This window comes from Mesorhizobium sp. M0676 (assembly GCF_040320535.1).
Taxonomy (GTDB): domain Bacteria; phylum Pseudomonadota; class Alphaproteobacteria; order Rhizobiales; family Rhizobiaceae; genus Mesorhizobium.
In genome coordinates this window covers 1-15,266 of sequence record NZ_JAMYPU010000020.1, presented here as the reverse complement: position 1 = coordinate 15,266, position 15,266 = coordinate 1, and the positions used below count along the sequence as shown (strand labels likewise).

The 15,266-nt window shown below is 63.4% G+C and carries 11 protein-coding genes and 1 pseudogene; 11 read left to right on the top strand and 1 reads right to left on the bottom strand.

What is annotated here, in order from left to right; genetic code table 11:
- Positions 1 to 46 precede the first annotated feature (46 nt).
- The 3 genes from NKI35_RS21285 to NKI35_RS21275 all read left to right on the top strand — a co-directional run bounded on the left by NKI35_RS21285 (position 47) and on the right by NKI35_RS21275 (position 4,237).
- Entirely contained in the window at positions 47 to 1,495 is a 1,449-nt protein-coding gene (locus NKI35_RS21285) for an APC family permease (RefSeq protein WP_352741404.1), read from the top strand.
- Positions 1,496 to 1,559: 64 nt separating this feature from the next.
- Positions 1,560 to 2,753, top strand: coding sequence for a cytochrome P450 (locus NKI35_RS21280; RefSeq protein WP_352741403.1), 1,194 nt, complete (start codon positions 1,560 to 1,562; stop codon positions 2,751 to 2,753).
- Positions 2,750 to 4,237, top strand: coding sequence for an aldehyde dehydrogenase (locus NKI35_RS21275; RefSeq protein ID WP_352741402.1), 1,488 nt, complete (start codon positions 2,750 to 2,752; stop codon positions 4,235 to 4,237). The genes NKI35_RS21280 and NKI35_RS21275 overlap by 4 nt, the downstream gene beginning before the upstream one ends.
- A 173-nt stretch (positions 4,238 to 4,410) precedes the next feature.
- Here NKI35_RS21275 and NKI35_RS21270 read toward each other — a convergent pair whose 3' ends face one another.
- A complete protein-coding gene (locus NKI35_RS21270) occupies positions 4,411 to 6,699 on the bottom strand; it encodes a mechanosensitive ion channel family protein (RefSeq protein ID WP_352741401.1) in 2,289 nt (762 codons plus the stop codon).
- A gap of 282 nt (positions 6,700 to 6,981) precedes the next feature.
- Between NKI35_RS21270 and NKI35_RS21265 the strand changes: the two genes are divergently transcribed.
- The 8 genes and pseudogenes from NKI35_RS21265 to NKI35_RS21230 all read left to right on the top strand — a co-directional run.
- Positions 6,982 to 7,584, top strand: a complete 603-nt coding sequence (locus NKI35_RS21265) for an ANTAR domain-containing response regulator (RefSeq protein ID WP_023667842.1) — start codon at positions 6,982 to 6,984, stop codon at positions 7,582 to 7,584.
- 2 nt (positions 7,585 to 7,586) lie between these two features.
- Positions 7,587 to 8,822 carry a CmpA/NrtA family ABC transporter substrate-binding protein gene (locus NKI35_RS21260; RefSeq protein WP_352741438.1) on the top strand — a complete coding sequence of 412 codons (1,236 nt, stop codon included), beginning with the start codon at positions 7,587 to 7,589 and terminating at the stop codon, positions 8,820 to 8,822.
- A 338-nt stretch (positions 8,823 to 9,160) separates the two neighbouring features.
- Positions 9,161 to 10,489, top strand: a complete 1,329-nt coding sequence (locus NKI35_RS21255) for a CmpA/NrtA family ABC transporter substrate-binding protein (protein ID WP_352741400.1) — start codon at positions 9,161 to 9,163, stop codon at positions 10,487 to 10,489.
- A 94-nt stretch (positions 10,490 to 10,583) separates the two neighbouring features.
- A complete protein-coding gene (ntrB, locus tag NKI35_RS21250) occupies positions 10,584 to 11,474 on the top strand; it encodes a nitrate ABC transporter permease (RefSeq protein WP_023692255.1) in 891 nt (296 codons plus the stop codon).
- An 11-nt stretch (positions 11,475 to 11,485) separates the two neighbouring features.
- Complete coding sequence (locus NKI35_RS21245; protein WP_023682696.1) at positions 11,486 to 12,283, top strand: ABC transporter ATP-binding protein; 798 nt, start codon at positions 11,486 to 11,488, stop codon at positions 12,281 to 12,283.
- Between the two features lie 4 nt (positions 12,284 to 12,287).
- On the top strand, positions 12,288 to 14,738 hold the full coding sequence (nirB, locus tag NKI35_RS21240; RefSeq protein ID WP_352741399.1) for a nitrite reductase large subunit NirB: 2,451 nt from the start codon (positions 12,288 to 12,290) through the stop codon (positions 14,736 to 14,738).
- Between the two features lie 5 nt (positions 14,739 to 14,743).
- On the top strand, positions 14,744 to 15,073 hold the full coding sequence (nirD, locus tag NKI35_RS21235; protein WP_023686954.1) for a nitrite reductase small subunit NirD: 330 nt from the start codon (positions 14,744 to 14,746) through the stop codon (positions 15,071 to 15,073).
- Between the two features lie 3 nt (positions 15,074 to 15,076).
- Positions 15,077 to 15,191 (top strand): annotated as a pseudogene (locus tag NKI35_RS21230) (hypothetical protein); the annotation flags it as partial.
- Positions 15,192 to 15,266: the final 75 nt, after the last annotated feature.

Sequence of the window (15,266 nt, the reverse complement as noted above, 5' to 3'; positions counted from 1 at the left end):
AGGCCGAGCGGCCGCGAACCCAGGGGTTCGTAAACTGGAGGGACAAATGTCAGCAGTTTCGGAACAGGCGCCCGCCAACAGGCTGCGCAAGAACAGTCTTGGCGTCGGCGCTATCACCTTCATGGTGATTTCGGCGGCGGCGCCGCTCACCGCGGTCGCCGGCGGCACGCCGCTCGGCATGCTTATGGGCAATGGGGCGGGCTTTGCCGGCACCTATCTTATCGTGACCGTGTTGCTGCTGCTGTTTGCGGTCGGCTACGTCGCCATGTCGCGCCATGTCGGCAATGCCGGCGCCTTCTATGCCTATGCCGCGCGCGGGCTCGGCGGTTTTGCCGGCGGCGCAACCGCAATCATCGCGATCCTGTCCTACAACGCCATGCAGATCGGGGTCATGGGCCTGCTGGGGGCCGCGACCGCCGGCCTGTTCGCCGGCTGGGGCATCGACCTGCCCTGGTGGGTGTGGAGCTTCATCGCCGTCGCCATCGTCGCGGTGTTGGGCTACCGCCAGGTCGACCTGTCGGCCAAGATCCTGACAGTGCTGGTGCTGTGCGAATACATCGTGGTGCTGGTGCTAGACCTCGCCATCCTCAAGACCGGTGGCGACAGTGGTCTCTCGGCGGCGCCGTTCAGCTGGAGCCAGATCGCCAGCGGCTCGCCCGCCATCGCCATCCTGTTCTGTTTCGCCGCCTTCATTGGTTTCGAGGCGACGACGATCTACGCCGAGGAAGCCCGCGACCCCAAGGTGACCATTCCGCGCGCCACCTATTTCTCAGTGTTGCTGATCGGCGTCTTCTACATGGTCACGGCCTGGCTGATGGCGGTCGGCGCCGGCGTCGACAAATTGTTGCCCGCACTGCAGGCGCTTCAGGATCCGACGACTTTCCTGTTCGGCCTGTCCGACCGCTACGCCGGAACCATGCTGTCGCACGCCATGGGCATTCTGTTCGTGTCGAGCCTGTTTGCCGGCGTGCTGGCGTTCCACAACGCGGTTGCCCGCTACATCTACGTCTCGGGCCGCGAGAAGCTGTTGCCCGAAGCGATCGGCGTGACGCATTCAGTGCACCAGAGCCCGCATGTCGCTTCCGTCATCCAGAGCGTGTTGGCCGCGATCGTCATCGGACTGTTCGCGGTACTCGGCCTCGATCCGGTGCTGGCGCTGTTTTCCTGGCTGACCAATGTCGCGACGCTGGGAGTCATCGTCATGATGGCGGTGGCCTCGCTCGCCGTGGTGATGTACTTCCGCGCCAACCCGTCGACGCAGGAGAATGCGCTGAAGACCACCATCCTGCCTGGGCTGGCCTTCATCGCTTTCGTCGTCATCATCTACCTGATCGTCATCAATTTCGGCAGCCTGTCAGGGGCCGGTGGCTTCCTTGGCGTGTTCCTGCCGGGACTGGTGCTGATTGCCGCGGTGGTCGGCCTGCTGCTTGCCGGTGCGTTGAAGAGCCGGGATCCGGTTGCCTTCGAAAATCTCGGCGTGCCGCTGAAGGACTAGGACAAAGGACAAGGGGGTAGCGCGTTCGGCGCCGCCCCTTTCCATCGCAAAGGGAGTACCGGCGTTGAGCTTTGCCGAGAGCATCACCGTTGAGGCGCTGGAAGCCGATCCGTATCCGATCTATGCGGAACTGCGGCGCAGCGCGCCTGTCGCTTTCGTGCCGGCGGTCAATCTCTGGTTCGTCACCCGCTGGAAGGACGTCGAGACCGTCGCAAAGTCACCCGACATCTTCTCCGCCGTCGTCGGTACGTCTCCGGTCGAACGCTCGTTCGGCAAGCCGACCATCCTGACCACCGACGGCGAAACGCATAGACAGCTGCGCCAAGGCGTCGATCCGAAATACCGGCCGCGCACCGTCGCCGCCTATGCCGGCGACCTCGTGCGGTCTATTGCCGAACCTTTTCTCGACCGGATCGCCGAACAAGGCTCCGCCGAGCTGATGGCGGATTATTTCGAGCCGGTGTCGACGCTCAGCCTGGCGTGGTCGCTTGGCCTTGCCGACATCGACATGCCGACGCTGCGCCGCTGGTTCTATGGCCTTGCGCAGGGCGCCATCAATTTCGAGAACGACCCGAAGCGGCAAGAGATCGCCGACGCGATCAGCGCCGAGGTCGGCGCAGCCATCCGGCCGACTCTGGATAGACTGGCGCGCGCTCCCGACCACTCGGCGCTGTCGCAAATGCTGCATGACGGCATGCCGGAAGGCACGACGCGGCCGATCGATTTCTTGATGCCGAGCATCAAGGTCATTCTGCTTGGCGGCATGCAGGAGCCCGGACATGGTGCCGGTTCGATCCTCGCCGGCCTGCTTGCGCATCCCGAACAATTGCGGCAGGTGCTCGCCGATCCCGAGACCTTTGTGCCCAGGGCTGTCGATGAAGGCTTGCGCTGGGTGGCGCCGATCGGCACCCAGACGCGGCAGACGACGCGGGCGGTCGAGCTTGGCGGCGTAACGATCCCTGCCGGCGCCGCGGTCGCTGCACTTGTCTCCTCGGCAAGCCGCGACGAGAGCCGCTTTGCCGATCCAGACCGGTTCGACATCAACCGCAGGGAAGGCAATCATGCCGCCTTCGGCTTTGGTCATCATTTCTGTTCAGGCCGGTTTTTCGCGCGCGAGCAGATGTGCCTTGCATTAAGGCTGCTGCTCCTGCGCTTCCCCGATCTCAGCCTGGTGCCGGGCAAGGTGCCGGTGTTTCGCGGCTGGGAATTCCGAGCGCCAACCACGTTGTATGTTTCCCTGGGAGTCCGCCACCAATGATCAGCCAGAATGCCATCGACGCGCTGCGCAAGACGGAGATCGGCGATCGGGGCTTGTTTATCGATGGCGTACAGGCCGCAGCGACGAGCGGCGCGACGCTGGCGGTGATTTCGCCGATCGACGGCCGCCCTTTTTCCAGCATCGCCGACGGCAATGCCGCCGACATCGATCGCGCGGTCCGATCGGCGCGAAAAGCATTTGAGAAGGGTTTATGGTCGCGCGCCGCCCCTGCCTTTCGCAAGAAGGTGCTGACGAAATTTGCCGAGCTGATCGAAAAACATGTCGATGAGCTGGCCGTGCTTGGCGTGCGCGACAACGGCACCGAGATCGGCATGGCCTACAAGGCCGAGCCGCTGTCGGCGGCCGGCACCATCCGCTACTACGCCGAGGCGATCGATAAGGTCTATGGCGAGATCGCGCCGACGGCCGACAATGTGCTCGGGCTGATCCACAGGGAACCACTCGGTGTCGTCGGCGTCATCGTGCCGTGGAACTTCCCGCTGATGATCGGCGCCTGGAAGATTGCGCCCGCACTGGCCACCGGCAACAGCGTCGTCGTCAAGCCGCCGGAGATCGCCTCGCTGACCTTGCTGCGGCTGGCCGAACTCGCAAGCGAGGCTGGACTTCCCGAAGGCGTGTTCAACGTCGTTACCGGTCATGGTGCTGTCGCCGGCGAAGCGATTGGCCTCCATATGGATGTCGACGCCATCGCCTTTACCGGATCGGGGCCGGTCGGCCGGCGGCTGCTCGAATACTCAGCCCGTTCCAATTTGAAGCGGGTCTTCCTCGAGCTTGGCGGCAAGTCGCCCAACATCGTCTTTGCCGACGCTCCGGACCTGAAGCAGGCGGCGGTCGTCTCGGCCAACGGCATCTTTCGCAATTCAGGCCAGGTCTGCGTTGCCGGCTCGCGTCTGCTCGTCCAGTCGTCGGTCTATGATCTTTTCATGGACGAACTTGTCTCGGCAACCACGCGGCTCAAGATCGGCGACCCGCTCGATCTCGCCAGCGATATCGGTGCGGTATCGAGCGCCGAACAGCTGGATAAGAATCTCGGCTTCGTCGCCATGGCGCAAGCCGAAGGCGCCCGTCTCGTCGCCGGCGGCGAACGGATACTGACCGAGACCGGCGGCAGCTACATGGCGCCGACGATCTTCGAGAACGTGACGCAAGAGATGCAGTTGGCGCGCGAGGAGGTGTTCGGACCGGTGCTCGGCGTGATGCGCTTCGAGACCGAGGAGGAGGCGGTGCATCTCGCCAACTCCACTGTCTACGGACTTGCCTCGGCGGTGTGGACCGCCAATCTTTCCACGGCCCATCGCATGGTGCGCGCCATCAACGCCGGTGTCGTCCACGTCAACACCTATGGCGGAGCCGATATCACCGTGCCGCTTGGCGGCGTCAAACAGTCCGGTTTCGGCCGTGACAAGTCGCTGCATGGGCTGGAGAAATTTGTCGACCTCAAGACCGCCTGGATTGCGCTCTGAGCCTTGCGGAAAGGCCAGCGTATCTGCTCTTTTCGTCAAGCTTGGCCTCAGAAACGCCACGCTGGTGCTGGTTGGCGGCGATCGCGTCACCGCTATCGGCAGTTCCGACTGCGTGGTGTCGTGGGTCCAGGCTTTGCGCGGAAAGCCGTGTTGCGGCCGGCCGGTATGGCGTCCTACTCCGTTGTGCTCGCTTTTTTTCTGCGCCGATTGGTGTGCGACTGGGCGACGGCCATTCGTAATTCGGGTGTGATCTCCAAAGGCGCATTCTCTGTCCCATGCGGGTCTTGCAGCCCCTGGACGTGGACGGTCGGGAATGGGAGTTCGATGCCCTGCTCCTTGAAGGCCTGGCGGAGGCGCAAAAAGAACCTGCCTTTCATGCTGAAGGCGCCTCCAGGTCTGGTCGTAACCTTGACCCTCAAGACGATGCCGTACTCGCCGAACTCCTGCACGCCCTGCATCTTGATCGGTTCGATCACCCAGTGTTTGAACTCCGGATCTTCCGCCAGTTCCAGGCCAATTCGCTTGATCAGTTTGCGAGCGAAGTCGATATCGGTGTCATAGCCAACGGTGATGTTGAATTTGTCGGTGACCCAGTCACGGCTCTGGTTCTGCACGGCGCCGAGTTCGCCGAAAGGTATCGTGAACAGCGGACCACGATGGTGGCGCAGCTTCACCGAGCGCAGCGAAAAGCTCTCCACCGTACCCCTGTAGCTGCCCGATGAAATGTATTCGCCGACACGGAAAGCATCGTCGAGCAGATAAAACACGCCAGAGATCACATCCTTGACGATGGTTTGCGCGCCAAAACCCACGGCGACGCCGACGACGCCGGCGCCGGCGATCAGCGGGCCGATCTGGATGCCGATCGAAGCGAGCATCATCAGCACCGCCATCACGATGATCACTGCTAGCAGAATGTTCTGGATGATCGGCAACAGCGTGTGCAGCCGCGCCTGATGCGGATCGAGGGTGAGGATTTCTTCCTCGCTCACCACCGCTTGCGGTATCGCGACGCCCAGCTTTCGTTCGATCAAGGCTTTGATGATCGACCAGCCGAAATCGGCAGCAAGGGCAATGACCACGACGTTGATCAAGCCGCGCAATATGAGCATGGTCGTCGTATCGCTGCCGCGCATGGATTGCATGTCCAGGCCCAGTACGCGTGCGAGAAGGTAAGCCGCCGCGAGGATGAAAATCATCCGGATACCGCGATCGATGACAGCGATCGTCACCGCCGGGATCGTCGGCCGGCCGACATCTTCCGAACCCGGCCGCAGGACGAAATTAACCCCGCGCTCCGTCAGCACGATTGCCAAAGGCAGAAAGAAAGAGGCGAAGGTAAACCAGAAGAAGGTGTAGAGGCCGGCGATGCGTTCGAGGAACAGGACAACGAAATAGGCCGTCAACACCCATGTCAATGCCGTGTGACCGCTGTGACGCGCACCGTCACGTTGTGGTCTTGGCCGACGCCAGATGGCCAGCAGGAAGAACAACAGCAATATGAAATCGGCGCCCACCGACAGGACCATCATTCCGTCATGGTCGATGCCGAGACCCGGCAAAAGAACAAAAGCGGCGGCGAAGAAGGCGAAAACGCCGACGATCCGGGGCAGCCAATAAGCCCAATGGTCAGCAGCTCCGTTGGTGATCGGCAGGGCACGAACCTCGATGGCGTGCTCGACCTCCATGAAAGAAGGGACGAGCGTGGCCATCACGTACAGGCGCACAGCCCACGTAAAGACCGCAGCCATCAGAAATGTCAGCACAATCTCGCGGATGAGCGCTGGCCAGTCGAACAGCATGAACGCACCGGCGCTGCCCAGCGCGAACGAGCCGATCATCATGCTGGAATAAAGCGTGCGGCCGCCGATCTTCTTGGCCCGCCCGATGGGCGTATCTCTGGGTTGCGCGATGATCCAAAGACGAAATGGACGGGTGAGCTTGTATATTGCCCAGGTGAGCGCCAGGCCGGCAGCGATAAAGATCGCAATCAGCACCAATATGCTGACGGGGCCCTTGCTGGACATATCGTCCATGGTATTGGCCCGGACGCGCGCGAACTGGTCCGGCAGCGAAGGCAAGGTTCGCACGATCTTTTCGATGTGATGCTTGATCCGATCGAGCGTCGAGGATGCCATAGTATTCATCTGGCCCGGTGCGGCCACGGCGTCGGCCGGCGGAGCGCTAGTCTCGGCAGGCGCTTCCGTCGATCCTGCGCCCTGATTTCGTTGCTCGGCCACCCAGGCCTTCACCGACGGATCGTCGAGAAGCTCGAACAGCTGTTTGACCTTGTCGGGCGTGACGGCGGCCGGTGCCTGGGCCTGTGCCGGACCAGCCAACAGGAGGGCGATGCCAAGGACGAGCGGCCCGGCTATCAGGACGAACATCGCCGTCAGGTTCCCGGGACGCCGTGCTGGGCGCGCCGGCTCCCTGGCCCCCAATCGTCGTTTCATGAGCAGCATCGTGCGGTAACCTTCCGGTCAGATCGGCGAGCAAGGACAGCTATGTCCGTCGTTGCCCCCACCTTTAACAAGCCGATGTTGCGGTGCAAGTCTCATCGCACCTAGACCGTTGGGTAGGGCACCAGGCGACCGGCAAGGCTGTCATCACCAGCGCCAGCGTTGCGCTGCGTTCCTTGTCCCGACCACCTAGACCGGGTCGTTGTCGGTCGTCGGTTGCTCCGCGGCGGGAGCCTGTGACCATGCCGCATTGCACAATTTTGCGACCTTGCCCACAATGCACGCATGGTCCGCAGCTCACTCGCCGTCCTGGTCATCGACGAAAACCGTATCCGCGCCGCGATCATCGAGGCAGGTTTGCGCGAGGCCGGCCATGAGCGGGTCACCGTCATCCACGACGTGACCGGCATTGCGCGGCGCATCGCGGAGATCGAGCCGGACGTCATCGTCATCGACCTGGAAAACCCGAACCGCGACATGCTGGAAAACATGTTCCAGCTGTCGCGTGCGGTGAAGCGGCCGATCGCCATGTTCGTCGACCGATCGGACCAGGCATCGATCGAAGCGGCGGTCGATGCCGGCGTTTCGGCCTATGTCGTCGACGGCCTCAGGCAAGAGCGCGTCAAGCCGATCCTGGACATGGCGGTCAGCCGCTTCAACGCTTTCTCGCGCATGGCGCGCGAGCTGGAAGAGGTTCGAGGGGAGCTTGAGAGCCGCAAGGTGATCGACCGTGCCAAGGGCATCCTGATGAAGTCGCGCGGCCTGACCGAAGAGGCCGCCTACACGCTGCTGCGCAAGACGGCGATGAACCAGAACCGCAAGATCGGCGACATTGCCCAGAGCCTGGTGACTGCCGCCGGGCTGCTCGGGCCGTCGGAGGACGAATGAGCATGAGCGCCGAGCACCAGATCACCGCCGGCTTCATGCCGCTCTTCGACAGTGCCGTGCTGGTTGCGGCGGGTGAGCTTGGATTTGCCGCGCGCGAGGGCATCGATCTCACACTGCACCGCGAGACCTCCTGGGCCAACATCCGCGACCGCATCGCCATCGGCCATTTCCACCTGGCGCACATGCTGGGGCCGATGCCGCTCGCCTGCAATCTCGGGCTAACGCCGCTTGCTTCCGAGACCATCGTGCCGTTTTCGCTCGGGCTTGGCGGCAATTGCGTCACCATCTCCAACGCCGTCTGGGAAGGCATGGCGGCACACGGCGCCATACCCGATCTCGAGCCCGCGCGCGCGGGCGCAGCCCTTCGTGCCTTCATTCGCGAGCGCGCCGGGGCTGGCGGCGATCCGCTGCGCTTTGCAGTGGTGCACCCGCATTCGGGGCATAATTACGAACTGCGCTACTGGCTTGCCGGATGCGGCATCGATCCGGAGCGCGAGATCGAGATCGTCATCGTGCCGCCGCCCTTCATGGCCGATGCGCTGGCCGCTGGGCGGATCGACGGCTACTGCGTCGGCGAGCCCTGGAACAGCGCCTCGGTCGCTGCCGGCACCGGCCATATCGTCACCGTCAAGGCGCTGCTGTGGCGCAACAGTCCGGAGAAGGTGATCGGCGTGCGCAAGGCCTGGTCGCAGGAGAACCCGGTCGCGCTGGCAGCATTGCTGCGCGCGCTGCATCATTCGGCGCGCTGGTGCCAGGATCGGGGCAACCACGCCGAACTGGCTGGTGTGATGGCTCAAGCTGGCTTCCTCGGCCTGCCACCAGCTGTCCAGATGCCGATCCTGACCGGCCATCTTGAACTGGGCGGCGGCGCCGAACTGGATGTCGACGACTTCTTCCTGCCCTTCGACAAGGCGGCGAACTTTCCGTGGAAGAGCCATGCGCTGTGGTTCTATACGCAGATGGTGCGCTGGGGGCATGTCGAGCACACGCCGGAAAACCTTACTATCGCCCGTGACTGCTACCGTCCCGACCTCTACCGCTCGGCGCTAAAGCCGCTTGGCGTTGCACTTCCCGGCGCCAATGCGAAGGTCGAGGGCGCGCTTAAGGTCGCCACGGCTGTCGGTGCGACCGGGGCAGGCTTGGTGCTTGGGCCAGACGGCTTCTTCGACGGTCAGACCTTCGACCCCGACGAGATCGACGGCTATATAGCGCGCCAGAACGCTCGCGCGGAAGCCTGATCATTCTCGCGCCATTCTTGTGCATTGCACAAAAAATGTGCGTGCGATTGCTGTAGTGAACAATCTTTGATCTGCTTGCGATGTCGCCTCGCGTGCCGGCGTCTGGCGCGTAATGTTGATTTCATTTAGGTTTTTCGTTTCACCCAAAACTGGCACGGTTCCTGCTTTGAATTAGCCAGGCCCTTCGCGGGTCACGGAACAGGCGTCCAATGGCGGGCGCCACAGGCAAAGCTGCCGCTCAGGTCAACGACGCGATCCCGGATGTACGGACGCGCGAGGCCTGGACGGCGGCTTTTTTGTTTTGGGCCACTCGACGAAGCGTTCAACCGGAGATCACGATGGAAGAAAAAATAGGGAAATGGATCGGGACGGGAACATCGCTCAAGGATGTGACGCGCCGCGATTTTCTTGTCAGCAGCGCCATGACGGCCGGCCTGTTCGTGGCGGCCCGCAAGCTCTTCCCCTCGGGCGCCTATGCCGCCACGACCGCTCCGGAGGTCACCGGCGCCAAGCTCGGCTTCATCGCGCTGACCGACGCGGCGCCGCTGATGATCGCCAAGGAGAAGGGGCTGTTCGTCAAGTTCGGCATGCCCGACGTCGAGGTGCTCAAGCAGGCCTCCTGGGGCGCGACGCGCGACAATCTGATGCTCGGCGGCGCAGCCAACGGCATCGACGGCGCTCACATCCTGACGCCGCTGCCCTATCTCATGCACACCGGCAAGGTGACGCAGAACAACCAGCCGATGCCGATGGCTATCGTGGCGCGGCTCAACTACGACTGCCAGGGCATTTCGGTTGCGCAGGAATACGCCGGCACCGGTGTCGGCCTCGACGCCTCCAAGCTGAAGGACGCCTTCGCCGCCAAGAAGGCGGCCGGCAAGGAAATCAAGGCCGCCATGACGTTCCCGGGCGGGACCCATGATTTGTGGCTCCGTTACTGGCTGGCCGCCGGCGGCATCGATCCCGACAAGGACGTCTCGACCATTGTCGTGCCGCCGCCGCAGATGGTCGCCAACATGAAAGTCGGCAACATGGACGTGTTCTGCGTTGGCGAACCGTGGAACGAACAGCTCGTCCACCAGGGCGTTGGTTTCACCGCCGCCACCACCGGCGAACTGTGGAAGGGTCATCCCGAAAAGGCGCTCGGCCTCCGCGCCGAATTCATCGACAAATACCCGAACGCCACCAAGGCGATCGTGATGGCCGTCATGGAGGCCCAGCAATGGTGTGAGGCCGCGGAGAACAAGGACGAGATGGCCGCCATCATCGGCAAGCGGCAATGGATGAACGTGCCTGTCGCCGACATTGTCGGCCGCCTCAAGGGCGACATCAACTACGGCAATGGCCGCGTGGCCATCGGCACTGACCTCTACATGAAATTCTGGAAGGGTGGCGTCTCCTATCCCTACAAGAGCCACGACAGCTGGTTCCTCGCCGAAAACATCCGTTGGGGAAAATTCGCGCCGACCACCGACATCAAGACGCTGGTCGATCAGGTCAATCGCGAGGATATCTGGCGCGAGGCGGCGAAGGATCTCGGCGTTGCCGCAGCCGATATTCCGGCCTCGTCGTCGCGTGGCGTCGAGACATTCTTCGACGGCAAGATTTTCGACCCGGCCAACCCGTCGGCCTATCTCGACAGCCTGAAGATCAAGGCATCGGCTTGACCGGCGCAAACGGCGCGTTGCGCCGTTTGTCGCCCCCAGCGCAACGGCGCTTCGCCGCTTGTCGCCCGCATCGACCCCGGAGTTATACTCAGACATGTCCATCCAAGCCATTGAGGAAACCACGGTGAAGGCGTTCCCCGCGAAGCCTGCCGCGGTCATCGCTTTCACCGCCAAAGCGCGGCGCCGCTTCGACCCGATCGCGATCGCCGGCAGGCTGGCCACCGCCCTGGTGCCGCCGGTCATCGTTATCGCCTTCATGCTGGTTGTGTGGCAGATCGCCTGCTCGTCGCCGACCGCCAGCCTGCCGCCGCCCAGCCAGGTGTGGAACGAGGCCTATGACCTGATCGCGCATCCGTTCTTCAACAACGGCCCGCAGGATATCGGCCTTGCGTGGCGGGTGCTGATCTCTCTGCAGCGCGTCGCCATCGGCTTCGGCCTGGCGGCGATCGTCGGCGTCGCGCTCGGCGCCCTGGTCGGCCAGTCGATCTGGGCCATGCGTGGCCTCGATCCGGTGTTCCAGATACTGCGCACCGTGCCGCCGCTGGCCTGGTTGCCGCTGTCGCTGGCTGCTTTCCGCGATTCCAGCCCGTCGGCGCTGTTCGTTATCTTCATCACCTCGATCTGGCCGATCATCATCAACACCGCCGTCGGCGTGCGCAACATTCCCGAAGACTACCGCAACGTCTCGCGCATCCTGCGGCTCAACCAGTTCGAATTCTTCGTCAAGATCATGGTTCCGGCGGCTGCACCTTACATCTTCACCGGCTTAAGGATCGGCATCGGCCTGTCCTGGCTCGCCATCGTCGCCGCCGAAATGCTGACCGGCGGCGTCGGCATCGGCTTCTTCATCTGGGACGCCTGGAACTCGTCGCGGCTGCCCGACATCATCGTCGCGCTCGCCTATATCGGCGTCACCGGCTTCTGCCTCGACCGCCTGGTCGCGGCAGTCGGCTCTTTCGTCACCCGCGGCACAACGGCAAAGTGAGGAGAAGGGCGATGACGGCCTATCTGAAGCTCGACCATATCGACAAATCCTTTGCCCGCGGCGGTCAGGTCAGCGAGGTGCTCAAGGACATCAGGCTGACCATCGACAAGGGCGAATTCGTCTCCATCATCGGCCATTCCGGCTGTGGCAAGTCGACCTTGCTCAATCTGATCGCCGGGCTGACCAAGGTTTCCGCCGGCGCCGTGCTGCTCGAAAACAAGGAGGTCGACAGCCCCGGACCCGAGCGCGCCGTGGTGTTCCAGAACCACAGCCTGCTGCCATGGCTCACCGTCTACGAAAACATCAGCCTGGCGGTATCGAAAGTCTTTGGTCGTTCCAAGAGCAGGACCGAGCGACATGACTGGATCATGCGCAATCTCGATCTCGTGCAGATGGCCCATGCCAAGGACAAGCGGCCGGCCGAAATATCGGGCGGCATGAAGCAGCGCGTCGGCATTGCCCGGGCGCTTGCCATGGAGCCGAAGATCCTGTTGCTCGACGAGCCGTTCGGGGCACTCGACGCGCTGACGCGCGCCCATCTGCAGGATGCGGTTATGGACATCCATTCCCGGCTCGGCTCGACGACGATCATGATCACCCACGATGTCGACGAGGCGGTGCTGTTGTCCGACCGCATCGTCATGATGACCAACGGTCCAGCGGCGACCATCGGCGAGGTGCTTGCGGTGCCGCTGGCGCGGCCGCGTCGACGCGTCGAACTCTCTTCCGACCGCACCTTCCTGCGCTGCCGCGAAGCGGTGCTGAAGTTCCTCTATGAACGCCACCGCTTCGTCGAAGCCGCGGAGTAACGCCATGACCGAAAAACTCGTCATCATCGGCAACGGCATGGCCCCCGGGCGCATGCTGGAGCATCTACTCGAACAGGCGCCGGGCCGCTACACCGTGACCATTTTCAACGCCGAGCCGCGGGTGAACTACGACCGCATCATGCTGTCGCCGGTTCTCTCCGGCGAAAAGGCCTATGAGGAAATCATCATCCACGGCGACGGCTGGTACATCGCCAACAACATCACCCTCTACAAAGGTCACAAGATCGTCGCCATCGACCGGGCGGCCAAGACAGTCACCTCCGATCACGGCGTCACCGAGCCTTACGACAAGCTCGTCATCGCCACCGGATCGGTGCCCTTTATCATTCCGGTGCCCGGCCATGATCTTCCGGGGGTGCTGACCTATCGCGACCTCGACGATGTTCAGGCCATGATGCTTGCCGCCCAGTCGCGCGCCAAGGCCGTGGTCATCGGCGGCGGCCTGCTCGGGCTGGAGGCGGCAGCAGGTTTGAACGCCCAAGGCATGGACGTCACCGTGCTGCATGTCATGCCGACATTGATGGAGCGTCAGCTCGATCCAGCCGCCGGCTATCTCCTGCAGCGCGCGGTGGAACAGCGCGGCATCAAGGTCATCACCAAGGCCAACACCCAGGCGATCACCGGCAACGGCAAGGTCGGGCAGGTGGAGCTTGCCGACGGCACTATTATCCCGGCAACGCTGGTGGTGATGGCGGTCGGCATCCGGCCGAATGCGGCGCTGGCCAGGGAGGCCGGCATAGCCGTCAATCGTGGTATTGTCGTCGATGCCGGCATGCGCAGCAACGACCCCGACATCTACGCGCTCGGCGAATGCGCCGAGGTCTACGGCCAGGTCTACGGGCTAGTCGCGCCGCTCTACGAGATGGCGCGCGTTGCCGCGAACCAGTTGGCCGGCAACGAGGCAGCGGCCTTCGTCCACATGGACACGCCGACCAAGCTCAAGGTCACCGGCATCGACCTGTTCTCGCTTGGCGACTTCGCCGAAGGCGAGGACCGCCAGGAGATCGTGCTGCGCGATGCCGCCGCCGGCGTCTACAAGCGCCTTGTCCTGAAAGACGACCGCATCATCGGCACCGTGCTTTATGGCGAGACGGCTGACGGCGCCTGGTTCAACGACCTCAAGAAGAAGCAGACCGACATATCGGAGATGCGCGACACGCTCATCTTCGGCCAGTCCTACCAGGGAGGTGCCCCGCTGGACCCTATGGCGGCCGTTGCAGCCTTGCCGGATGATGCGGAAATCTGCGGCTGCAACGGCGTTTGCAAGGGAAAGATCACCGGCGCGATCACGGCCAAGGGCCTGGCTTCGCTCGACGACGTGCGCGCGCACACCAAGGCATCGGCTTCCTGCGGCTCGTGCACCGGGCTGGTCGAGAAGCTGATGGTGCTGACCATCGGCGACAAGTACAACCCGGCCGCCGTGCAACCGATGTGCGGCTGCACCACGCTCGGTCACGACGAGGTGCGCCGGCTGATCATCGCCAAAAGCCTGAAGACCATTCCCGCCGTCATGCAGGAGCTGGAATGGACGACGTCCTGCGGCTGCGCCAAATGCCGGCCGGCGCTCAACTACTACCTCGTCTGCGACTGGCCGAACGATTATGCCGACGACTACCAGTCGCGCTTCATCAATGAGCGCGTCCACGCCAACATCCAGAAGGACGGCACGTACTCGGTGGTGCCGCGCATGTGGGGCGGCGTCACCAACGCCGCCGAACTGCGCGCCATCGCCGACGTCGTCGACAAGTTCGAGATACCGGTGGTCAAGGTCACCGGCGGCCAGCGCATCGACATGCTGGGCATCCGCAAGGAGGATCTGCCGGCGGTGTGGGCCGATCTCGGCCAGGCCGGCTTCGTCTCAGGCCATGCTTACGCCAAGGGCCTGCGCACGGTGAAGACCTGTGTCGGCTCCGACTGGTGCCGCTTCGGCACGCAGGATTCGACCGGCCTCGGCATTCGCATCGAGAAATTCATGTGGGGCTCGTGGACCCCGGCCAAGGTTAAGATGGCGGTGTCGGGCTGTCCGCGCAACTGCGCCGAGGCGACCTGCAAGGATGTCGGCGTGATCTGTGTCGACAGTGGCTACGAGATCCATTTCGCCGGCGCCGCCGGCCTCGACATCAAGGGCACCGAAGTGCTTGGCCTGGTCAAGACCGAGGACGAGGCGCTGGAGCATATCGTGGCGCTGACGCAGATGTATCGCGAGCAGGGCCGCTATCTCGAGCGCATCTACAAATGGGCCAAGCGCATCGGCATCCCCGAGATCAAGCGCCAGATCATGGACGACGGTGCAAAGCGCAAGGCCTATTACGAGCGCTTCGTCTTCAGCCAGAAATTCGCCCAGGTCGACCCGTGGTCGGAACGCGTCTCCGGCAAGGACAAGCACGAGTTCCGGCCAATGGCTTCTGTCGGGTTTGCGCAGGCGGCGGAGTGATCAAAATGGACTGGATATCGATCGGCTCACTCTCCGACATCCCGCGGCGTGGCGCGCGCTGCGTCGACACACCCGAGGGTAAGATCGCCGTCTTCCGCACGCAGGACGATCAGGTCTACGCCATCGACGATCATTGCCCGCACAGAGGTGGGCCGCTGAGCCAAGGCATCGTCCACGGCACCGCCGTCACCTGTCCCTTGCACAATTGGGTCATCTCGCTGGAGACGGGCAAGGCGCTCGGCGCCGACGAGGGCGCCGTGCGCACCATTCCTGTGCGGATCGAGGGCGAGCTCCTGTTCATTGCGCTGAAAGCGCTGGCCAGCCGCGCGGCCTGAAGCATGGAACTGGGCGAAGCGCGCGAGGTGAGGACCACCTGCCCCTATTGCGGGGTGGGTTGCGGCGTGCTGGCGAAAGTCGCCCCCGCCGGGGCAGTAAGCGTACGCCGCCACCCCCCCCCAACAGCGGAAATACGCCCGGACTTGTCCAACGGGGGCGGCCGGGCCCAAACCAAACCCCACGCCCGCCGGG